This window comes from Afipia sp. OHSU_II-C1 (assembly GCF_000497575.1).
Classification (GTDB): domain Bacteria; phylum Pseudomonadota; class Alphaproteobacteria; order Rhizobiales; family Xanthobacteraceae; genus Afipia.
Genome location: NZ_APJI01000021.1, coordinates 31,102 through 53,411 on the forward strand (window position 1 = coordinate 31,102; position 22,310 = coordinate 53,411).

Here is a 22,310-nt window from a genome sequence, read left to right on the forward strand (position 1 = left end):
GATCCGGAAATATCGATTTTGAAATGGAAAGGTACGTGCGACGACCGAAGTAATGAGTAGGGGCGTATTATGAGTATCAACGGCTATTCATACTCACTTTCATTCCGTAAACGACACCAACCTTTGGACGATTTGTCTGAACAATTTTCTAGTAACGAATTTCCAGAACCTCGTGCCAACCAGAATACGATCCAGCCGCACAAGATTCATCCCAGCGATCGTTTTCAGCAATTTGCAATCAAGCAATCTCTTCTAAAACGATCGTTGCCGAATAGAGCTCGTCTTTTCACACTAGCTCCTTCCGATGGCCAACGTATCCAGCGCGAGACAAATCCCCGCCCAGAACCGGCGTTTCGACGCGAGATCAACTCCCAGGATCCGCATCCTCACCCACCGCATCATCGCGCAGACACCAAAACCCACACCAAACCGAATGAGATCACGCGTCTCAACGGCGTAAACGGGAAAGACCACAAACCTGCGGCGAAGAAGCCGGGAATCGTTGTGATCCATCCACGCGCATTCTTTCGAGACTGCTTTGTTCGCTGTCTTGAAATTTCTTACAGAAGCCACGACATCTTCGCGTTCACAAATATCTGCGAATGGCGAAATTCTACCGAACAAAGCGCCCTCACCCCGACGGTCATCGTATTCTTCGTCGATGGCAGCGGATCATCCAGCGTTGCCGATCTCCAGTTTCTTGAGTCAAGTGCGGCAAGTATTCCTGTCGTCATCATGTCCGACATAGACGACACCAACTATGTGATGCATGCATTGCGAAATGGCGCGCGCGGTTACATTCCCACAAGCTTGCCATTCAATGTCGCAGTTGAAGCCGTCCGTCTGGTGGAAGCTGGCGGCACGTTTGTGCCTGTCAGCAGCCTGGAGCTTGATAGAAACAAGCAATCGGCGACATCAAAAGCGAACGAACTTCTGACAGAACGGCAGATGATGGTTGTCGAAGCACTTTGCCAGGGAATGGCCAACAAGCAGATTGCCTATGAACTCGGAATGAGCGAGCACACCGTTAAGGTTCATCTTCGCCACATCATGCGAAAGCTCAAAGTCAGGAACCGGACGGAAGTTGCCGTCCTGACCAAAGACTTCTTTGAAAAAACAAATGAGCAAAGGTGGCTGGACTCCGGTGCCGCCTCCCCTAAGGATGCTCAGTCGTCCTGAATCGCGTCGGGTAGCCTCCATCGAATCCAAGCTAGGTCATACCGACGAAGCGCAGCACGTTAGAGGCTGCGATTCCATCTCTATAGAAACGCGGTGCTGCGGTTGGCTCGGCCAAGCGCATCAATCAGGCTTTGCTCGGTCACCGTTCCGGTAAATTGCCTGAGATATGGCGCTTCAGCGATCGACCGCTGAGCGATCGTCCGGATGCCAGCCTGCTCGTCGCCGAAAAAACCGAGGTCTTTCAGGCTGGTCGGAAGGCCAATGGTCTTAAAGAAGGTAACCATGTCAGCGAGAAATTCAGGCGATCTTTGCTCAAGACAAAGCTGCGTCAACAGACCAAATGCCACCTGTTCGCCGTGGAGCGCGCCATTGAGTGACGGAACCGCCGAGAACCCGCGTGTCAGCGAATGCGCGATCGATAAGCCCCCGCTTTCAAAACCGAGCCCGCTAAGCAGAATCGTCGCTTCCACAATATTCTCAAACGCGTCGTCTGGCGACTGTCGATCAATCGCCGCAAGTGATGCAACCGCTTCCTTCCTGATCACCCGATAGCACTGATCGGCAATCGCGACTGCGAGCGCGGCGGGGCGCGCCTTATAGAAATTCATGCCGCCCGAACCAAAGCACTGTTCCGCTTCGAATTTCTTGGAGAGCGCATCGCCGATTCCGGCAACGAAGAAACGACGCGGTGCACGCGCGATGATTGAAGTGTCGACAACGACCACGTCCGGGTTCGTCGGCATCAGCCTGACTTCCTTCAGAACATGATCGTCGGTGTAGATGATTGCAAGCCGGCTGGTTGGCGCGTCGTTCGAGGCCACCGTCGGCACCACGATGATGCCTCCGCCTCGCTGGATGCGGACACCTTTCGCAGTATCGATCGCCTTGCCGCCCCCAATCGCGATGATGACATCGGCCCTAGCAGCGTTCGCCATGGCCGTCATCGCGTCGATCTGGGCAGCAGAACATTCTCCCGAGAACTCAGCGAACTCCACGCCGTCGGTGCATGGCTGGAGCAATGTTTCGAGCTGCTTGCGAAGGGTGCCGATCACCGCCACATCCGCCACAATGAACGGTCGGCGGCCATATAGCGGAGCCAGCGTCACAAGCTCATTCAGAGCGCCGGGGCCCTGAACGTATCGATGCGGGCCGCCGAATGCTCGAATGGTCATTGATCACCCCAGAAAAAATCACGCTTGCCGCCGTCCATGCAGATCAGCGCGCCATTGATAAAAGCAGCCTGAGCGGAACACAAAAAGGCGATCAGCGAACCTACCTCTTCCGGTTGGCAGAAGCGGCCGAGCGGATTTTGCCCGGCGATGATCGCCCGCTTCTCCGCGGAAAACCCCGCGATCAGCGCGGTCTCGACATAACCGGGCGCGATCGCATTCACGGTAATGCCAGCACTGCCCACTTCCTTTGCGAGCGTCCGTGTAAACCCAATAACCCCTGCTTTCGCAGCCGAATAGTTCGTCACGCCAGGACGTCCGCCACCCGTAACATTCATCGACGAGGTATTCACGATGCGGCCGAAACGTCCCTCGCGCATTAACGGAACTGCGTGCTTGCTGCACAGAAAGGTGCTGCGCAGATGGGTGCGGACAATAATATCCCAGTCGTCGAGGGACATGTTTTCGGCCAGGCTTCCGAGGTGGCGTCCGCCCGCTCCAGCATTATTCACCAAAATATCGAGATGACCGAGACCGCGATGCGCTTCGCCCACGACCGCCTCTGCGCCGGCCTCCTCGGATACGTCGCCAATGCAGGCTACCGCCTTCGTCCCGCTCGCGCGCAATTCGGCGACCGTGGCGTCAGCGGCCTCGCGATCGATATCATTGATCGCAATCGAACAACCTTCCGCAGCAAGCGCAAGCGCTTCAGCCTTACCGATACCTCTTGCCGCGCCGGTCACCAGTGCGGCCTTGCCTTTCAGTCCAAGATCCATGATTAGCCTTTTACTGCGCCGGCACCGAGGCCTTGAATGAAATACTGCGTCAGCAGCGCGAATGCCGCGAACAATGGCAGCGCTATCAGCGTCGATCCCGCCATGATTTCCCCCCAGCGCAGATCGAATGATCCAACCATCGAGGCAAGTCCCACCGGGAGCGTTTTGTTCGCATCACTTCCGATCATGATTAGCGCGAAAGTGTAGTCGGTCCACGACAGCAAGAACGAGAAGATCGCAACCGTGATCAGTCCCGGCAACGACAACGGCAGAACGACCCGCAGAAATGCACCAAGCCGCGTACATCCATCGACCATCGCGGCTTCCTCCAGCTCGAAAGGCATTCCTTTGAAGAATCCCCAAAGGAACCAGACACCCAGTGGCAGCGTCAGCGTCAAATGCGACGCAATGAGCCCGGTCAATGTATCGCTAAGACCAAGTTGCGCGAAGATCGTGAACATCGGAATCGCGATCAGCAACGGCGGAAACATGTAGGCATACAACATGGCTCCGACGATCAGCTTCTTGCCGCGAATACGCTGACGCGTTACCGCATAAGCAATCATAATCGAGAAGATCATCGTTACGGCAACGGTTACCACTGCAACGATGACACTGTTCAGGAAGTGCGTCGGATAATCGGTCAGCTCAAGGAGATTTCGATAGTATTCAAGCGTCAACGGTCCGGGCAGCAAAGAGACGCGGCTCAAGAGACTCGTCGGCTCGCGCAGGCTTGAAATCACCATCCAATAGATCGGAAATGCCGAATAAATGGCTATAACAGCCGCCGCGATATAGATTCCGAGACGAGCGGGAAGCGAACGGCGGGTGATGGCCATTAATCATCCTCCAGCGGGAAAATACGAAAATAGAAGAACACCGCTATTGACAGGATCGCAAACGAGATCGTGGCAATCGCAGCACCTCCACCGATGTCGAACAGACTGAAGGCGTGACGATACGAGAGAATGGCAAGATTTTCCGTCGAACCGACGGGACCGCCTTTTGTGAGCAGCCAGATCACATCGAACTTGTTGAACATCCAGATCGCACGCAGCAGCACAACAACCGTCAGGATCGGCTTCAACATCGGAAGCGTGATGTGAAAAAAGCGCTGAACAGCCGTCGTCCCGTCGACCTTGGCGGCCTCGTAAAGAGATACCGGAATGGTCTGAAGCGCTGCGAGGAAGCACGTCGTGACAAACGGCGTCCACATCCAGACGCTAACCAGGATGGTTGAACCCATCGCCGCGCCGGAACTCTCGAACCAGTTCACCGGTGGCAATCCGATCGCCGCAATGGCCTTGGTGATAATGCCAATGCTGCCATCGACCATCCACTTGAATGTCAGGATGACAACGACCGTTGGCAACAGGTACGGAAGAATGGAGAGGCCGCGCACAAAGTTTCGGCCCGGGAAAACCTCGTTCAGGATCAGTGCAAAGCCTATTCCGAGGATCACCTGAAGAACGATCGATCCCAGGGAGTATACGATGCCGTTCCAGAGCGCCCGCCAGAACTCTGGCAATTGCAGAATCGTAACATAGTTGTCGAAACCGACCCACTTGGCCGCACCGACAAACGAGTCGAGCTTGTAGAAGCTCAGGCTGATGGCATACGCCACCGGCGCGACGATCAGAACGAGCGTCACGAGAAGTCCGATCACCAGGAAGGTGTATATCGTCGCCTTCGAACTCAAAATTCGTCTTTCCGTGGAAAAACCCGGCCGGGAGCATCCGGCCGGGCAGTTGGCACACGCGTTTCTTATGCCGTGAGCTTGCGCATCTTGTCGCCTGCCGCCTTCACGCAATCGGCTGCGGGCATATTTTTCAGGATGCGGTTTTGCAACATCTCGGGAATCACGAAGCCCTCAAATACCTTGCCGGGACGCAGATCCGGCACGGGGCCTTCAGTATCCACGGACGTCAAGATCATCGACTTGTCGACGATGAAGTTCTTCATCGTTTCAACAGCGTCCTTGTGCTTCTCGATCAGCGGATGAGCTCGCCAGCGAGCGTCCTCATAGACATCGAGGCGTGGCGGCTGGAAGTGCAGCGGCGCGGTGTGCAGGAAGTTGATGTACTGGTTCTCGGTGAACCATTTCATGAACTTCATCGATTCACTGGAGTTCGGCGTCTTCAGCACGACCCAGCCGTCATAACCGTGGTTGACGGCCTTCGCCTTCCCTGCGCTGTCCATGTACGGCATGATGCCATACTTGGTCGCGAGAGCCGGCGACGTGCGCTCGAGGGCCTCAATGATGCGGCCCGCATAAGCTGTGTGCCCCACCTTATCCGAGGAGAAATTCGACAGAACTTCACCGAAGCTCGCCTGGCTGGTGCCTGACGGCATGGTCTTGTAGAGGTCAGCGAAGAAGTCGAGATAGGCCGCAACTTTCGGAGCGTTGGCGGCATTGTCGATAGCGACATTCCACTTGTCGTCGAACAGCTTGACGCCCTCGGCCCACATGAATCCCGGCGAGAGCCAGTTGGTCGCGCCGTTGCTGCCGATCGGAAACAGCGAGCCCGAGCGGCCGTCCTCATTGAGCGCCTGCGAATTCTTGAGCATGTCGGCCCAGGTCTTGGGAATGCTCAGGCCCTTCTTCTCGTAAAGGTCCTTGCGATAATAGACCCAGGCCAGATTGTAATCGTAGGGATACCAGTAGGTCTCCCCCTTGATGGGGAAGAGAATCTTCGGTCCCCACTTGTGCTGGCTGGTCAGTTCAGTCAAGGGCATCAGATGACCTTCTGCCTGCAACAGCAGAACGTGACCAACGAATGCGAAGGTCGCAATATCGTAAGGCTGACCGCCGCGCAGAGAGGTCGTCACCTTGGTGAAGGCATCGTCAAGCGGCACCGAGTCGACGATGACTTGCGTACCCGTCATCCGCTCGTACTCGGCACAAGCAACCTTCAGCGCACGAATGCTGTCAATCGACGTTTCGGTGTTGAGGAAACGCAAGGTCTTCTTGCCCTGTCCCCAAACCGCCGGCGCGCCGAGGGTGCCCACAGCAAGACCTGCGCCAACGGCACCCGCCCCCTTAATGAGCGTCCGGCGATCGATATTCGATATCTTGTCCTTAGCCATTTCCCTTGTCTCCCCTAGAAATTTCACTGTTGTGAATGCTTGTTCTGGTTCTTGGTCGTCTAAAGTCGCTGTCCCGTTGCCTTCGAGAACAGGTGGAGCCGCCCGGCTTGCAGCCGTACGGGAATTCGCTGTCCGAATTTCCAGTTATCAACACGATCGGTGAGAACACGCAGGCGAGCGCCGCTCACCTCGCCGATGCTGAGGGTCTGCGCCCCGAGCTGCTCGACGACGCCGACCTCAAATGCGAGCGTATCGGCGCCTTCGCCTAGCGCGATATGTTCCGGGCGAATGCCAAGCACGGCATCTTCGTTGATTGCCCGGTATTGCTCAGGAAGCCTGATCCGAAGTTGGCCACTTTCGAACACGCCGCTTGTAGCCCGTCCTTCGATCAAGTTCATTTCCGGCGAGCCAATGAAGCCCGCTACGAACAGATTTACAGGGCGATCATATACCTCGAGGGGCGCTCCCACCTGCTGTACATGACCGTCGCGCATGATCACGATGCGATTGGCAAGTGTCATCGCCTCAACTTGATCGTGGGTTACATACACCATGCTGGTGCCGACTTCCTGGTGAAGCCGCGCGATTTCTTCGCGCATCCGGACGCGCAGTTTGGCGTCCAGATTCGACAGCGGCTCGTCCAACAGAAACACTTCTGGCTCACGCACGAGCGCGCGGCCGAGTGCAACGCGCTGCATCTGGCCACCCGAAAGCTGCTTCGGCTTGCGCTTCAAAAATTCATCAAGGCCCAGCATCTTCGCTGCGCGCTGAACCCGCATGTCGATCTGCGCGGGCTCCATCTTCCGCATCCGAAGGCCGAAGGCGAGGTTCTCGTAGATCGTCTTGTGCGGATACAGCGCGTAGTTCTGGAACACCATCGCGATGTTGCGATCCTTTGGCTCCAGCGCCGTGACATCGCGGTCGCCAATGAAGAGCCTGCCTGAGGTAATTTCCTCAAGGCCGGCCATCATGCGAAGCGTCGTCGACTTTCCGCAGCCTGACGGCCCCAGAAAAACAACGAATTCACCATCGCGAATCGTCAAGTCGACGCCGTGAACGGCAACAACCGGACCATAAGCCTTGCGAACTTTCTCGAGCCTAATCTCTGACATGCATCACTTGCTCTGACCGGCCACGAAACCGTGGATGCGATGGTTGATCGGCGCGAGCGCCTTCTGGATATCGCGGTAAATCGGAAAACCCTGATCGTAGACAGCCGCTCGAGCTGGGTCCGGCATCGCCTGGGACACGATTTGGACGACACCGGCGGCCGCGTGCTCGTCCTCGAACACACCAATGCCGACGCCTGCCAGCAATGCGGCTCCATATGAAGCGTCGGCAACGGCAGGAAGCTCAACTGTGATGTTCAGGACATCCGCTACGATCTGCCGCCACAACGCGCTGCGTGCGCCGCCGCCCGTCAAGCGCGTCGCCGAGAACCCAAGCCCCTTGGATTTCAGGACCTCGAGGCAATCCCGCAGCGAATACGCCACGCCTTCATAAAGCGCACGGACGAAATGACCGCCGCTATGATTGAAGCCCGCACCGACGAAATCCGCGCGCAACAGCGGATCCCAATACGGACTGCGTTCGCCATTAAGATAAGGATGAAAGAACAGCCCTTCTGAACCCGGGCGCACCACAGCAGCACGCGCGTCCATGGCGTCGAATATGGCGCTGCCATCCTCGCCTTCACGGCGGAAGAATGTATCACGCAGCCATTTGTGCGCGGACGCGCAGGAATTGGTGGCGGCGATAACATACCAGTGATCCGGTACGACGTGGTAATAGTTGATCAATGAGAAGTCCGGCCGCGCCTTCGGTGACAGGACATTCACGGTGGCAGCCGTTGCAAGTTTCACAACGCCCATGCCCTCACGGACCATACCGGCGCCGAAGGTTTCCGCAGCGGTATCTGACGTACCGCAAACCACCGGCGTGCCTTCTGCAAGACCCGTCGCCTGCGCTGCTTTCGCCGTCACCCTGCCGACAACGGCGCTCGGCTTGACGATCGTCGGCAACGTCGCCATCGGCCAGCCGATCATGTCGCACAGCTCTTTCGACCACTCTACCGACTGCGCATCCAGCATCAGGGTGCCCAGCGCGTCGATGGTGTCGGTCTCCCAAGTGCCGGTGAACTGTGCACGCAGCCAGTCCTTGGCAAGGTAAAGCCGTCTGACACGTGCAAACGCTTGCGGCTCGTGTGTACGCAACCACAGCATCTGCGGTAGCGTCCAGGTTGGATTGGCGCGGTTGGCCCCGATTTCCAGAATACGCGCGTCAGCCCTGTCGCGGAGTTGCTGCGTCTCCTCGCGGCTGCGCTGGTCGTTCCACAAGATCGCGGGACGGATCACTTGGCCGTCAGCATCCTCAAGCACCTGCGTATGTGCGCCCGCGGAGAACGAAATCGCGGCGATATCGGACGCAGGATGCCCCGACGCCTTCAACCCACGGAGCAGTGCGTCACATGCCGCCAGCCACCAGTCATCAGGGTTCTGCTCGCTCCAGCCCGGGTGCGGCGACGATGTCGCGACCGGCGCCGACGCCTCGCTGACCAGCGAACCATCCCCCTTGATGATGCTGATCTTGAGCGAGCCCGCACCGAGATCGATACCAACCAGGAGAGGATCAGACACGGCCATGCACACCCTCCCCGAATGCCGCGCCGTTGCGCGCCCTGTCAATCACGGCGGATGTCTTTCGCGTTCGGTCCGGCGCGCAAACCGAGCTTGCCGGGATTCAGAAGATTGCCCGGATCGAGCGCATCCTTGATTTTCTGGAGCACTCCAAGGCCCGCGCCGAGTTCGCGCTGCATCCATGGGTTTCTGAAGAGGCCCACGCCGTGATGGTGCGCGATCGAGCCGCCATGCTCCAACGTCAGTTTCTGCACAGCATCCCAAAGCTTGGCATGAATCGGCAACGCCACCTCATCCGCCATCGGCGGCAGACGGATCGTCATGTATTGACAAGCGCCTTCCGGATAGACGTGGGACCAGTGCGCGCCAAAGTGGATGCCCGGATGAATCTTCCGCACGGCATTGCCGATGGATTCATACATCGCAGGAATCGCTGACCAGTTGCCGGTCACCTCGATGGTGTCGTTGAAATAGCCTGCATCGTGCCATTTCTGCGAATAGGCAACGTAGCGGTTTTCCTTCCAATGATGGAAAGGAGCATCCGGCCCGATTTCGCCGCCAAGTTTCTTGGCGATGCCCAGCGCCATATCCTGCTCGACCGAAACCAGCGGCTCACTGCCACTGAACATCATCATCGCCAGGTACGGCTTGGTCTTGAACAAGGCGATGTCCTTGGTGCGCTCATCGCTCTCGACCCGATCGTAGAGCCGCACGATAGCCGGGCGCAGCTCCGCCTGCATGATGAGGCGCGCGCAGTCCAGGGCCGCTTGCTGCGTCGGGAACGCTAGCACGACGCCGCGCTCGGTCTCAGGCTTTTTCCAGATTCGCAGCGTAGCTTCAGTGATAACACCGAAAGCGCCCTCACCGCCGATCATCAGATCGCGGATCGACGGTCCGACCGAGCGCCGCGCGACAGGACGCACTTCTAACGGCGTACCATCCGGCAGCACCGCCTTCAGGCCGACAACAATGTCTTCGATCTTTCCATAACGGCTGCTGGCCTGCCCGCCGCCACGGCATGCCAGCCATCCGCCGACAGTCGAAATCTCAATCGACTGCGGCAGGTGGCCGCATGTATATCCCGCTTCATTCAGCTGGCGCTCGAACTCCGCGCCGTTCATGCCCGCCTGCACGGTCACGATAGCGTCGGTCGGATTAATCGAGACAATCTTGTCGAGGCGGCGCGTGTCCAGCATGATTTCGCCGCCGAGCGGAATAGCACCACCCAGCACACCCGAGCCATTGCCATAGGGAATGATCGGAATGTTGCGCGCCTTCGCAAGCTGAACGATCCGAATGATCTCATCCTCGTTCGCTGGACGCACAACCAGGCGCGGCACCGCTCCGGCGAGCGTGCCTGCGCGTTCGCGGAAAACCGCGAACGGAAGACGGTCGCGTGCATAGCCGAGACGCTGATCGAACGATGCCAAAACGTTGGCGTTGCCAACAATTGCGCCGAAAGCCGAGACAAGGCTTTCATCAACGCGATCGGTTTCGCGCACTGCGGCGATGGTGGTAGCAGTCATGACAACCCCTTTTCAGAGGCCAAATTCGTCACGCTCACTCGGCGCACTCCCCTGATCGCATTATGTTTTCTGGCGATTGAACAAGCAGCTTGAGCAATCGTTTGTTCAAACGTCGTATAAACTACGCCAGTGGTCAAGTTAAAATTTCAGAGCGGAGCTGGGCCTGTGGAAGCGCGGATGACGAGACCATCTGGCGCCAATGGCGCGACGGGTTGCGGTGTACCGCCATTCAAAAGGTCGATCAGAAGATCGGACGCAATTTCGCCCATCAATTCCGTGGGCATTTTCACCGACGTCAGTTGCGGATAGAGCATCGTCGCCACCGGTGCGTCGTGCAGGCCCACCACCGATATGTCGCGCGGGATTTGGAGACCGGCTTCATGCAACACCGCCATCGCACCAGCTGCGGTGACCAGCGTCGCACCAAGAACAGCCGTGGGCTTTAGCGCAAGAAGGCTGCGCATCGCATCCGCTCCGCCCTCCGCAGTGTACCCAGCGACGGCGACGAGTTTCGGATCGAACGGAATACCGTGCCGCTTCAATCCGTCGCGATAGCCGGCCAATCGTTCGCCAGCATTGAATCCGCCGGGACGGCCCGCAAGATGCGCAATCCGCCTGTGTCCCATCTGCGCCAGATGATCGACGGCAATCGCTGCAGCGGCGCGGCTGTCCAGCACCACGCAATAAGGACTACCCGACAATTGCCGGTTCAGCAGGACGAAAGGCGTGTGAGTGGATTCAAGCTCTTCGCGCAACAAACTGTCGTCGTCGAGACTCGCGACGAGCAGCCCATCAGCACGATTACCGTGCGACAGGCGATGATACACAGCGTCGGTCGCACCTGACTCCCGATGAGCGATCAGCAATGAATAGCCATGCCGTGCTGAAGATTTTTCGGCGCCGCGAATAGCAGACGCAAACACCGGATTGTCGAGCTGAGGAACGATAAGACCGAGTGTTCGGCTGCGCGAGGTCCGCAAACTCTGCGCGAGCGTATTCGGCGAATAATCCAGGCTACGAGCGCTTTCAAGAATCCGTTCGCGCGTCTCCGGGCGAATGCGCTGGCTTTCCTCGCCGCGCAACACGCGTGAAGCGGTGGATACGTCCACCCCCGCCATACGCGCAACATCGGCTAATCTCGGCCTCATCGATTCCAATATCCCAAGCAATGCCCCGCGCAACGAGCGTAGACTTGGAGGCTTGATAAAACAAGCAACCGTCAACCAATAGGCTCGACGCCATCCGACCATCCACGTACAAAGCTTGTCGAAAAGCCCAGATAAGCGAGCCGGGTACATCCATGAGCGTTACCATTTATCACAATCCGGATTGCGGAACGTCACGCAACACACTTGCAATGATCCGGCAAAGCGGAGCCGAGCCGGAGATTATCGAGTATCTGAAGCACCCGCCCACCCGCGCGAGGTTGCTCGAGCTTACTGCGGCGATGAGAATTTCGGTGCGCGCGCTGCTGCGCGAGAAGGACACGCCCTATGCCGAACTTGGGCTCGGCGATCCAAAATGGACAGATGACGAACTTCTCGATCTGATGGTCGCACATCCCATCCTGATCAATAGGCCGATTGTCGTGACGCCCAAAGGCACCAAACTATGCCGGCCGTCGGAGGCGGTGCTCGATATTCTGCCCAATCCCCACATCGGCAGATTCGTCAAGGAGGACGGAGAAGTCATCAACGCGATCTGACCGCCCGCACGCGGCTGAACCGACACCTCACGTATGCGAGGTGAAGGTCAGCTAGCCCGCGGCTCAGTTCTGTGAATCAGCCTTGGCGAAACGATCGTCGAGCGCATAACCCGCGCCACGAACTGTGCGAATCGGATCCGACTCACGCCCAAGATTCAGCAGTTTCCTGAGGCGGCCGATGTGCACGTCCACCGTACGCTCGTCGATATAGATGTCACGGCCCCACACGCCGTCAAGCAACTGCTCACGGCTGAACACGCGCCCCGGATGCTCCAGGAAGAACTCCAGAAGCCGATATTCGGTCGGACCAAGATCGATCGGACGGCCGGAACGGGCAACACGCCGGCGGTCCCGGTCAAGTTCGATATCGCCGAAGGCTAGAACCGTCGCGAGACGCTCGGGACTCGCACGCCGCAACAATCCTTTCACGCGCGCAAGCAGCTCCGGCACCGAGAACGGCTTGACGATATAGTCGTCTGCTCCGGTAGCGAGCCCCCTCACCCTTTCGCTTTCCTCGCCACGCGCAGTCAGCATGATGATCGGGATCTGCTTGGTCTCCGGCCTTGCGCGGAGCCGACGGCAAAGTTCGATCCCCGAGAGACCCGGAAGCATCCAGTCGAGCACGATAAGATCCGGAACATGCTCCTTGAGCCGGGTATCCGCATCATCGCCGCGCGCGACTGTTTCGACGTCGTAGCCCTCGGCATCCAGGTTGTAGCGAAGCAGCGTGGTCAACGCTTCTTCGTCTTCGACCACAAGAATTCGGGCGCTCATTTCCAGTCCTTTAGTTCGTCGTACAAATTAACTGCCTGACGCGGCCGTTGCAAAGTTCGTCATGTCGCCCTTAGGACGTTGATCGAGCATTTGCTGGCCTTCGATCATGTAGAAAACCGTCTCGGCGATATTGGTTGCGTGATCGCCGATACGCTCAATATTCTTGGCGCAGAACATCAGGTGAATACAGAAACCGATATTACGCGGATCTTCCATCATATAGGTTAGAAGTTCGCGGAACAGAGAAGTGCAGATTGCATCGACCTCTTCGTCGCCCTTCCAGACGGTCATCGCGGCAGGCAGATCGTGCGCCGCATAGGCATCGAGCACCGACTTGACCTGTGACTGAACCAGGTCGGTCATGTGCTCCAGACCACGGATCAGCTTCAGCGGATGGAAGTCGCTATCGAGCGCTGCGACGCGCTTGCCTATGTTCTTTGACAGATCCCCGATCCGTTCAAGATCGGTCGCAACACGCATCGAACTGACGATTTCGCGCAAGTCGACAGCCATCGGCTGACGGCGAGCGATGGTCAGCACGGCACGCTCTTCGATCAGATGCTGCAACTTGTCGATCTCGAGATCGGCGGCGACAACGCGCTTGCCCAGCGCGACATCGCGCCGGATCAACGCGTCTACGGAATCGACGATCTGCCGTTCAGCCAGGCCGCCCATCTCGGCAACAAGCCGGTTGAGCTCCTGAAGATCGTCGTCGAACGCTTTGGCGGTATGATCTGAACCCATGGTATGTCTCTCCCGCAAATGCGCGTCAGCCGAAGCGGCCGGTGATGTAGTCTTGTGTTCGCCGATCGGTCGGCGAAGTGAATATCTTGTTGGTGTCGTCGAATTCGACCAGTTCACCGAGATACATGAACGCTGTCTTGTCAGACACACGCGCCGCCTGCTGCATATTATGCGTCACGATGGCGATCGTGTAGTCCTCCTTGAGTTCCTGGATCAGTTCTTCGACCTTGGCGGTCGAGATCGGATCGAGCGCCGAGCAAGGTTCGTCGAACAGGATGACCTCAGGACGGACGGCGACAGTGCGTGCGATGCACAGGCGCTGCTGCTGGCCACCCGACAGGCTGAGCCCACTGGCGTTCAGCTTGTCCTTGACCTCATTCCAGAGCGCGCCGCCCTTCAGCGCGGCCTCGACGCGGCCGTCCATTTCGGACTTCGAAATCTTTTCATAGAGCCTGATGCCGAACGCGATGTTCTCATAAATCGTCATCGGGAACGGCGTCGGCTTCTGAAACACCATACCGATCCGGGCGCGCAGCAGGTTCAGATCGAGCTTCGGATCGAGAATGTTGGTCGAATCCAGCATCAACTGACCGACAGCACGCTGACCGGGATAGAGGTCGTACATGCGGTTGAAGATGCGCAGCAACGTCGACTTGCCGCAGCCCGACGGACCGATAAACGCCGTGACGCGATTTTCGCCGAGAGCAAGGTTGATGTTCTTCAGGGCGTGGTGTTCGCCATAGTAGAAATTGAGATCGCGCGCAGTCACCTTGGGCCGCGCATCCAGCCGGCCGGCAACACCCGGCACGGGCCCGCGAGGAATATCTACGCTAACAGAAAGCTGCTCGTTCATTTCGATGTCCTCTCGGCGCCAAGAATGCGCGCGCCAATGTTAAGGGCAAGTACGGTCAAGGTGATAAGCAAAGCCCCGGTCCATGCGAGCTGTTTCCAGTAATCGTAGGGGCTTTGGACGAAGTTGTTGATGGTAACCGGCAGGTTCGCCATCGTTTTGGTCAGGTCGAGACTGAAGAACTGATTGCTCAGGGCTGTGAACAGCAACGGCGCAGTTTCACCGGCGACACGCGCGGTCGCCAGCAGAACGCCGGTGATGAGACCAGAACGTGCAGCACGATATGCGATGCGTTTGATGACAAGCGACCGCGGAAGGCCGAGCGCGGACGCAGCTTCACGCAGCGGATTAGGCACCAGGCCGAGCATGTCTTCGGTGGTCCGAACGACGACCGGGATCACGATCACGGCGAGCGCCAGCGTACCCGCCAGCGCCGAGAAGCCGCCCATCGGGACAACAATCGCACCATACACGAACAAACCGATGATGATCGACGGAGCGCTCAACAAGATGTCGTTGATGAAACGAATCACCGAGGTCAGACGATCGTGCTTGCCGTACTCAGCGAGATAGGTCCCGGCAAACAGCCCGATCGGCGCGCCGATGCCAACGCCGAGCACTGTCATGATGATCGAGCCGACGATTGCGTTCAGCAATCCACCCTCGGTGGATCCGGGCGGCGGCGTGTTCTCGGTGAAGACACCGAGATGCAGGCCGGCGAAGCCGTTGTAGAACAGCGTGAACAGGATCAGCGCGAGCCAGGTGACTCCGAAAACAGCGGCGCCAAGGCACAGGAAGCGGACGACGATGTCCCAGCGGCGGCGTGAGGCATAGATCGGGTTCATGACTTAGTTCCCCGCCTTCTTTTCAAGACGCATCAGCATCAGCCGCGCAGCAGCCAGCACAAAGAACGTCAGCACGAACAGCAGCAGGCCGAGCAGAATGAGGCCCGACTGATGCAGACCGTCGCTTTCCGCGAATTCGCTGGCGATGGCCGCTGAAATTGTCGTGCCCGGAGCAAAGACCGATGAGGATATCCGGAACGAGTTTCCGATAATGAAGGTCACCGCCATCGTCTCGCCGAGCGCGCGGCCGAGCGCGAGCATGATGCCTCCGATCACGCCGACCTTGGTGTAGGGAATGACGACGTTGCGGACGACTTCCCATGTGGTGCAGCCGACGCCGTAGGCCGCCTCCTTCAGAACCGGCGGCACGGTCTTGAACACGTCCACGGAAATGGCGGTGATGAACGGCAGCACCATGATCGCCAGAATCAGCGCGGCGTTGAAGAGGCTGAGATAGGACGGCGGCCCCGCGAAAATCGTGCCGAGAATGGGCACACCGTCAAACAGCCGGATCATGAAAGGCTGAAATGAGTTTGCCAGGAATGGGCCAAGTACGAAGAAGCCCCACATGCCGTAGATGATCGACGGAATGCCTGCGAGCAATTCGATGGCGATGCCGATCGGACGGCGCAGCCACTGCGGACAGAGTTCTGTCAGAAACACCGCGATGCCAATACCAACCGGGATGGCGATAATCATCGCGATCACCGAGGTTATCAGTGTGCCGTAGATTGGGCCAAGCGCGCCCAGAACCGGAGGATCAGCGGACGGCGCCCAGCGCTGCGTCCAGAGGAATGCAAACCCGTATTCCTTCATCGCGGGCCACGCGCCAGCGATCAGAGAGAGAATAATGCCGCCGAGAATAAGCAAGACGGCGATCGCGCAGGCCCTGGTGGTCCAGTAGAATGCTTTGTCGCCGAACTTGAATGCGCTCAGAGCTTTTGCGCGATCGTAAGGTCCGGCTGCTTCCATTGAGGTGCTCTGAACCGCCATCTCTGCCACGCTAGTCCCCTGTCCCATTCACTTTGCATAGTTGCCGGCTGCACACGCGTTGCGCCAGCGGTCGTCCAAGAAAACGGAGGAGAGGTTACCCTCTCCTCCGGAACGTTTGCTTAGCTCTTGATGTCAGCCGACCAGGTCTTTTCGATCAGCTTGACCACCGGCTCAGGCATCGGAATGTAGTCGAGCTCTTCAGCCATCTTGGCGCCCTTCTCGAACGACCACTTGAAGAACTTGATCGCTTCCACGGAGGCGGCCTTGTCGACCGGAGTCTTGTGCATGAGGATGAAGGTTGCGGCGGTGATCGGCCACGAAGCTTCGCCCGGCTGGTCGGTCAGGATCACGTAGTAGCCCGGAGCCTTGGCCCAATCAGCATTGGAAGCCGCCGCCTGGAACGCAGCAACGGTCGGCTGAACGGTCTTGCCGGCCTTGTTGATCATCGCAGCGTAGGTCAGCTTGTTCTGCTTGGCATAGGCATACTCGACATAGCCGATCGAGTTCTTGGTCTGGCCAACATTGCCGGCCACGCCTTCGTTGCCCTTGGCGCCGACGCCGGTGGGCCATTCAACAGCGGTCCCCTGACCAACCTTGGCCTTCCACTCAGGGCTGGCCTTCGACAGATAGTCGGTGAAGTTGAAGGTCGTTCCCGAACCGTCCGAACGGCGCACCACGGTGATGGCATCGGTCGGCAGCGTCAGCTTCGGGTTCAGCTTGGCGATTGCGGGGTCGTTCCACTTGGTGACCTTGCCGAGATAGATGTCGCCCAGCAGTTCGCCGGAGAGCACCAGTTCGCCCGGCTTGATGCCTTCGAGGTTCACGACAGGCACGATCGCGCCCATCACCATCGGCCACTGAATGAGGCCATCCTTCTCGAGCTGTTCAGCCTTGAGAGGCGCGTCGGTCGCGCCGAAGGTCACGGTCTTGGCCTGAATCTGCTTGATGCCGGCGCCGGAACCGATCGACTGGTAGTTTAGACCGTTGCCGGTCTCTTTCTTGTAAGCGTCAGCCCACTTCGAGTAGACGGGGAACGGGAACGTCGCACCCGCGCCGGTGATGTCGGCGGCAAAGGCCGAGGTCGATGCGGCAACAAGGCCGGCAGCGACGATCGTTTTTGTAATGAAATTCACTGGGTCTCTCCATCGTGTGAGCGAAGCGCCTGACCGTTCGAGATCGTTATCGCGCTTCGAGGCCGCCTTCTTAGAAGGCCGAGCCTGCACTTTTTATGAAATCCACATGACAGCGGTGTGACACCGTTTACCGCTGGGTAACACATGTGTAAGCTATTGATGCAGTTAAATAATTATCAAAATCCCGGCACGGGGATCACATGCCGCACCAGCAATATCTAGCGCCGCCGCACTGGAAGGCCGCCGAGTGTGACAACGCCAGCCCCTGGCTGGCAGCCTGGTACCGCATTGCGGTGAAGAGTGACGCCCTGCGTCCGGGCTGGCGTTGACAGTCAGGCCGCCGGGAACCTCCCGCGCTCCGCAGTTGCCCCCGCCACCTCCGACGCCTCGCGAGCCTCCTGGAACCTATTGTACACTTGCCTGCCTGATGCCGGGCGGAACTGCCTCTGCTTTCTTCCCCTTGGAATCGAACTGCTTGAGGTAGGCGACGACATCGTCAATCTGCTTTGGATCTTTCAGGCCCGGGAAAATCATCTTGGTGCCCGGAATCTTGGCTTTTGGATCCTTGATGTATTCCCGGAAGGTCGCTTCATCCCAAGTGAGGCCGGAGTTCTTGTTCGCCGCCGAGTAGTTGAAGCCTTCAATAGTCCCAGCTTTCCGCCCGAACAATCCGTTAAGCACCGGACCGACCGCGTTCTTCGCGCTCTCGCCGGTCTGGTGGCATGCCCGGCATTGAGCAAAAACCTTCTCCCCCGCGGCGACATCCTGGGCGATGGCGGGAACAACCGAGAGAAGCCCTGCTCCTACGACGAGAACGAAAATGCGCATGCGACCACTCCATGTCTGACAAACAGAACGGCTGAGAAAACCAAATCTGAAACGAGCGCGCTGTTGGCTGGGCGGGTTAGCCCAGCGAATTGATGATTTCCCGGTAAGCTGCTTCGGGGAACGCCTTCAACGTGCGCGTCCTGATATTTCCCATCATTCCAAGTTGCAGGTTGAAACGCGCGGCAACCGCGTCGTCTGGAGCTTCGTAAACCGCGACGATGTCATACTGTCCCATGGTCAGGAAAAATGATTTGAACTCGCCGTCCATATCCTTGAGCGCCTTCTTCGCCGCATCCAGGCGGCGCGGCGAATCCTTCACGGCCTGCACGCCTTTGTCGGTCCAGTTCGCCAGCATGATATATGTCGTCATGGCAGTCCTCCGTGCGTACGAGGCCCCCACCAGTCTCAAGCCCCTGACTTGAAGAACACGATCCGGGTCAACAACGTGTAGTCCGACTCCAGAACCATGATGGCCACGAACACTAACAGCACCAGCGGCGGCAGCAGGATGGCATAACTCAACGCGAGCCGCTCCCAGGCCATATGCATGAAAACGGCAACGATCAAACCTGCCTTCAGAATCATGAACAGCAGGATCAGCGACCAGCGCAGATATCCGTGAAAACCGAAATAATCGACGAGATACGAACAGGCGCTCAGGACAAACAGCCATGCCCAGACCACGAGATACAGCTTGATCGGGTGCTGTTGTCCTTCCGCATGCGTCGCAGCTGGCGCAGCGGCAGGTGCCGCATGAGAAACTCCGTTCATCGTGACTTCAGCCATCTGTCACCTCACCACAAATAGAAAAATGCGAAGATGAAGACCCACACCAAATCCACGAAATGCCAATAGAGCCCGGTGATTTCGACGATCTCGTAGTGTCCCTTCCGGCTCGTGAAAAAACCGCGCCGCTCGGTGTCGAAATCCCCGCGCCAGACCTTTCGCGCAATGATGATGAGGAAGATCACGCCGATGGTGACGTGGGTTCCATGGAAGCCTGTAATCATGAAGAAGCATGAGCCGAACTGCGCCGCCCCCCACGGATTTTCCCATGGCCGGACACCCTCCATGATCAACTTTGTCCACTCAAAGCCCTGCATGCCAACGAATGTCGCGCCGAATGCAGCCGTCACCAGCATCAGGATCGCAGTCTTGCGGCGATCGCGGCGATAGCCGCAGTTGACGGCCATCGCCATGGTTCCGCTGCTGCTGATGAGCACGAAGGTCATGATGGCGATCAGGATCAGCGGCATATGATGTCCAGCGATCTCGAGCGCGAACACTTCACTGGGGTTCGGCCAAGGCACCGTCGTCGACATTCGCGCCGTCATATAGGACAGCAGAAAACAGCCGAAAATGAAGGTGTCGCTGAGGAGAAAGATCCACATCATGGCCTTGCCCCACGAGACATTCTTGAACGCCCGCTGATCTGACGACCAGTCGGCCGTAATGCCTCGCCAGCCCTTGGCCCGCGCGTGGGGTTGTCCGGTGTGTGTCAGCACAGTCTCCGCCATCGGTCCCAATCTCCTTAGGTCAGCAGTTGGCGGCAGATGGCGGCGAAATCGTCCGCCCAGCCGGTCAACAACGCAAGCAGGATCAGCCAAACCAGAAGCAGGAAGTGCCAGTACATGGTGCACAGTTCGACGCTCAAGCGCAGCCGCGAGACCTCAACGCCGCGCCAGGCCTTGGCGATGGTCCTGCCCAGCGCCGCGAGGCCGCCCAGCACATGCAGTCCGTGAACCGCGGTGATGAGATAGAAGAAGGCATTGGCCGGGTTAGCCGTCAAAAAATAGCCGGCTACGTTGAGTTGTTGCCACGCCAGCAACTGGCCAATCACAAAAACGACGGCAGAGACGCCTCCTGCGAGTAAGCCGATCAGCGCATTGTCACCGTCATCCCGGCGCGCCGGGACTTGCGCCCATTGAAGTGCTGCGCTGCTTACGATCAGAACGCCGGTGTTGAACCACAACAGCTTCGGTACCGGCAGCGACCGCCAGTCAATCAACTCCATGCGCATGGAGTACGCACTGATGAAGACGGCAAACAGCGATCCGACAACCGCCAGAAATACACCCAGTCCAATCTTCGCGGGCGGCAGCGACGAAACGCTCCCACCGGGAAAATCGCCGATGACGCCCTCCTCCAGCCATGGCTTGGCGGCAAGGCGCTGCTGCGAGAGCCACCATCCCGCAATGGCCGCGATTCCAGCCATGAACAGGACAATCGCTGTCACGGGTGCGCCCCCTTCGGTGCCAGAGCAGCCGGTGGCTCATTCTGCGGGATAAAGTCCTGCGCGGCGCCGGGCACGCTGTAGTCGTAGGCCCAGCGATAGACCACGGGGAGTTCCTTGCCCCAGTTGCCATGGGCCGGAGGGGTTTCAGGCGTCTGCCACTCCAGCGTGGTCGCTCGCCAAGGATTGCCGCCAGCTTTCTTTCCCTTACGCAGGCTCCAGAACAGATTGAATACGAAGACGAGTTGAGCGACCCCCACGATCAAAGCAGCAATGCTCATGAATGCATTCAGATCGTGCGCGGATGCCGGGACGAACGCCGTTTCACCAATGTCGTGATAGCGGCGCGGCATACCCAGGAGGCCGAGATAGTGCATGGGGAAGAAAACCGCATAGGCTCCGAGAAACGTGACCCAGAAATGAAACTTGCCAAGTCCGTCGCTTAGCATTCGCCCAGTAACTTTCGGATACCAATGATAGATCGCGCCAAACACGACCATGATCGGCGCCACTCCCATCACCATGTGGAAGTGAGCAACAACGAACATCGTGTCGGATAGCGGGACGTCCACGACCACGTTGCCGAGAAACAGGCCGGTCAACCCTCCGTTGACGAACGTGACAATGAAGCCGAGCGCAAACAGCATCGGCACGGTCAGATGAATGTCGCCGCGCCACAGGGTCAGAACCCAGTTATAGACCTTGATAGCCGTCGGGATCGCAATGATCAGCGTCGTTGTTGCGAAGAAGAAGCCGAACTTCGGATTCATGCCGCTAACATACATATGGTGCGCCCACACCACGAAGCTCAGCGCACCGATGCCAACGATCGCCCACACCATCATGCGATAGCCGAAGATGTTCTTTCGCGCGTGCGTGCTGATGAGATCGGAGACGATGCCGAACGCCGGCAGCGCCACGATGTAGACCTCGGGATGACCGAAGAACCAGAACAGATGCTGGAACAATAGCGGACTGCCGCCGCCATATTTCATCTGTTGACCCATCTCCACCAGCGTGGGCATGAAGAAGCTGGTGCCGAGAAGCCTATCGAGCAGCATCATCACCGAAGCGACAAACAGCGCCGGAAACGCGAGCAGCGCCATCACCGTCGCAGTGAAAATGCCCCATACTGTCAGCGGCATTCGCATCAGCGTCATGCCCCGTGTGCGCGCCTGCAGCACCGTCACCACATAATTCAGGCCGCCCATGGTGAAGCCGATAATGAACAGGATCAGCGACAGCAGCATCATGATGATGCCTGCCTCCTGCCCCGGCGTTCCGGAGAGAACTGCCTGCGGCGGATAGAGCGTCCACCCGGCGCCCGTCGGCCCGCCGGGAACGAAGAATGTCGCCACCAGCACAAGCACGGCGAGCAAATAGATCCAGTAGCTCAGCATGTTCGCGTAAGGGAAAACCATGTCGCGAGCGCCGACCATCAACGGTATGAGGTAGTTTCCGAAACCTCCGAGAAAAAGCGCCGTGAGAAGATAGATCACCATGATCATGCCATGCATGGTGATGAACTGGAGATACTGGCTTGGATCAATGAATGAAAACGTACCGGGGAATCCGAGTTGCAGCCGCATCAGCCACGAGAGCACCAGCGCGACCATGCCGATGGCCATCGCGGTAAGTGAATACTGGATCGCGATGACTTTCGCATCCTGCGAGAAAACGTATTTAGTCCACCAGCTATGCGGATGATAAAGATCGACCTCACCCACTTCAGCAGGCGGAATTCCTGCGAGCACGTCAGACGGGACATCAACCATCGGGAATGTCCTCCTTGGTCTTCACTCATCAGAGAGGGGCCTGCTCACGAGATGTGA

The 22,310-nt window shown here is 58.2% G+C and carries 23 protein-coding genes; 2 read left to right on the forward strand and 21 right to left on the reverse strand.

Translation table 11 applies throughout. The features are described from left to right. The first annotated feature begins 69 nt into the window (after positions 1-69). Complete coding sequence (locus I554_RS0121675; protein WP_244432826.1) at positions 70-1,179, forward strand: response regulator transcription factor; 1,110 nt, start codon at positions 70-72, stop codon at positions 1,177-1,179. Positions 1,180-1,259: 80 nt separating this feature from the next. On the opposite strand, the gene I554_RS0121680 is transcribed toward I554_RS0121675, so the two are convergent. The 9 genes from I554_RS0121680 to I554_RS0121720 all read right to left on the reverse strand — a co-directional run bounded on the left by I554_RS0121680 (position 1,260) and on the right by I554_RS0121720 (position 11,521). After that, positions 1,260-2,351: a glycerol dehydrogenase gene (locus I554_RS0121680; RefSeq protein ID WP_024575858.1), complete on the reverse strand. Its 1,092-nt coding sequence runs from the start codon at positions 2,349-2,351 to the stop codon at positions 1,260-1,262. Continuing rightward, complete coding sequence (locus I554_RS0121685) at positions 2,348-3,124, reverse strand: SDR family NAD(P)-dependent oxidoreductase (protein ID WP_024575857.1); 777 nt, start codon at positions 3,122-3,124, stop codon at positions 2,348-2,350. The genes I554_RS0121680 and I554_RS0121685 overlap by 4 nt, the downstream gene beginning before the upstream one ends. 2 nt (positions 3,125-3,126) lie before the next feature. Continuing rightward, a complete protein-coding gene (locus tag I554_RS0121690; protein ID WP_024575856.1) occupies positions 3,127-3,963 on the reverse strand; it encodes a carbohydrate ABC transporter permease in 837 nt (278 codons plus the stop codon). After that, complete coding sequence (locus I554_RS0121695; RefSeq protein ID WP_024575855.1) at positions 3,963-4,823, reverse strand: sugar ABC transporter permease; 861 nt, start codon at positions 4,821-4,823, stop codon at positions 3,963-3,965. The genes I554_RS0121690 and I554_RS0121695 overlap by 1 nt, the downstream gene beginning before the upstream one ends. 65 nt (positions 4,824-4,888) lie before the next feature. Next, on the reverse strand, positions 4,889-6,211 hold the full coding sequence (locus tag I554_RS0121700; RefSeq protein ID WP_029659604.1) for an extracellular solute-binding protein: 1,323 nt from the start codon (positions 6,209-6,211) through the stop codon (positions 4,889-4,891). Positions 6,212-6,270: 59 nt separating this feature from the next. Then, positions 6,271-7,323: a sn-glycerol-3-phosphate ABC transporter ATP-binding protein UgpC gene (ugpC, locus tag I554_RS0121705; protein ID WP_024575853.1), complete on the reverse strand. Its 1,053-nt coding sequence runs from the start codon at positions 7,321-7,323 to the stop codon at positions 6,271-6,273. A gap of 3 nt (positions 7,324-7,326) precedes the next feature. Continuing rightward, positions 7,327-8,853 (reverse strand): xylulokinase, encoded by a 1,527-nt coding sequence (gene xylB / locus I554_RS0121710; RefSeq protein WP_024575852.1) that lies wholly within the window; start codon positions 8,851-8,853, stop codon positions 7,327-7,329. A gap of 38 nt (positions 8,854-8,891) precedes the next feature. Then, entirely contained in the window at positions 8,892-10,373 is a 1,482-nt protein-coding gene (locus tag I554_RS0121715) for an FAD-binding oxidoreductase (protein ID WP_024575851.1), read from the reverse strand. A 146-nt stretch (positions 10,374-10,519) separates the two neighbouring features. After that, positions 10,520-11,521, reverse strand: a complete 1,002-nt coding sequence (locus I554_RS0121720; RefSeq protein WP_024575850.1) for a LacI family DNA-binding transcriptional regulator — start codon at positions 11,519-11,521, stop codon at positions 10,520-10,522. 152 nt (positions 11,522-11,673) lie between these two features. Here I554_RS0121720 and arsC point away from each other — a divergent pair, with 152 nt between their 5' ends. After that, positions 11,674-12,078 (forward strand): arsenate reductase (glutaredoxin), encoded by a 405-nt coding sequence (gene arsC / locus I554_RS0121725; RefSeq protein WP_024575849.1) that lies wholly within the window; start codon positions 11,674-11,676, stop codon positions 12,076-12,078. Between the two features lie 63 nt (positions 12,079-12,141). On the opposite strand, the gene phoB is transcribed toward arsC, so the two are convergent. From phoB to ctaD, 12 genes are all read right to left on the reverse strand, one after another. Continuing rightward, positions 12,142-12,852 (reverse strand): phosphate regulon transcriptional regulator PhoB, encoded by a 711-nt coding sequence (gene phoB / locus I554_RS0121730; RefSeq protein ID WP_006019438.1) that lies wholly within the window; start codon positions 12,850-12,852, stop codon positions 12,142-12,144. A 27-nt stretch (positions 12,853-12,879) separates the two neighbouring features. Beyond that, positions 12,880-13,596 (reverse strand): phosphate signaling complex protein PhoU, encoded by a 717-nt coding sequence (gene phoU / locus I554_RS0121735; RefSeq protein ID WP_024575848.1) that lies wholly within the window; start codon positions 13,594-13,596, stop codon positions 12,880-12,882. A 25-nt stretch (positions 13,597-13,621) separates the two neighbouring features. Next, entirely contained in the window at positions 13,622-14,449 is an 828-nt protein-coding gene (gene pstB, locus I554_RS0121740) for a phosphate ABC transporter ATP-binding protein PstB (protein WP_024575847.1), read from the reverse strand. Continuing rightward, positions 14,446-15,291, reverse strand: coding sequence for a phosphate ABC transporter permease PstA (gene pstA, locus I554_RS0121745; RefSeq protein WP_024575846.1), 846 nt, complete (start codon positions 15,289-15,291; stop codon positions 14,446-14,448). The genes pstB and pstA overlap by 4 nt, the downstream gene beginning before the upstream one ends. A gap of 3 nt (positions 15,292-15,294) precedes the next feature. Beyond that, positions 15,295-16,293 carry a phosphate ABC transporter permease subunit PstC gene (pstC, locus tag I554_RS0121750; protein WP_024575845.1) on the reverse strand — a complete coding sequence of 333 codons (999 nt, stop codon included), beginning with the start codon at positions 16,291-16,293 and terminating at the stop codon, positions 15,295-15,297. A gap of 110 nt (positions 16,294-16,403) precedes the next feature. Further along, complete coding sequence (gene pstS, locus I554_RS0121755) at positions 16,404-17,417, reverse strand: phosphate ABC transporter substrate-binding protein PstS (RefSeq protein ID WP_024575844.1); 1,014 nt, start codon at positions 17,415-17,417, stop codon at positions 16,404-16,406. 405 nt (positions 17,418-17,822) lie between these two features. Further along, entirely contained in the window at positions 17,823-18,245 is a 423-nt protein-coding gene (locus I554_RS0121760) for a cytochrome c family protein (protein ID WP_024575843.1), read from the reverse strand. Positions 18,246-18,321: 76 nt separating this feature from the next. After that, a complete protein-coding gene (locus I554_RS0121765; RefSeq protein WP_024575842.1) occupies positions 18,322-18,615 on the reverse strand; it encodes a GYD domain-containing protein in 294 nt (97 codons plus the stop codon). 35 nt (positions 18,616-18,650) lie between these two features. After that, positions 18,651-19,031 carry a cytochrome C oxidase subunit IV family protein gene (locus tag I554_RS0121770; RefSeq protein WP_024575841.1) on the reverse strand — a complete coding sequence of 127 codons (381 nt, stop codon included), beginning with the start codon at positions 19,029-19,031 and terminating at the stop codon, positions 18,651-18,653. Between the two features lie 8 nt (positions 19,032-19,039). Then, positions 19,040-19,762, reverse strand: a complete 723-nt coding sequence (locus tag I554_RS0121775; protein ID WP_024575840.1) for a heme-copper oxidase subunit III family protein — start codon at positions 19,760-19,762, stop codon at positions 19,040-19,042. A 14-nt stretch (positions 19,763-19,776) separates the two neighbouring features. Next, complete coding sequence (locus I554_RS0121780) at positions 19,777-20,481, reverse strand: cytochrome c oxidase subunit 3 (protein ID WP_024575839.1); 705 nt, start codon at positions 20,479-20,481, stop codon at positions 19,777-19,779. Beyond that, the gene (gene ctaD, locus I554_RS0121785) at positions 20,478-22,253 is read right to left on the reverse strand and encodes a cytochrome c oxidase subunit I (protein WP_024575838.1); all 1,776 of its coding nucleotides are present in this window, start codon (positions 22,251-22,253) and stop codon (positions 20,478-20,480) included. The genes I554_RS0121780 and ctaD overlap by 4 nt, the downstream gene beginning before the upstream one ends. Between the last annotated feature and the right edge of the window lie 57 nt (positions 22,254-22,310).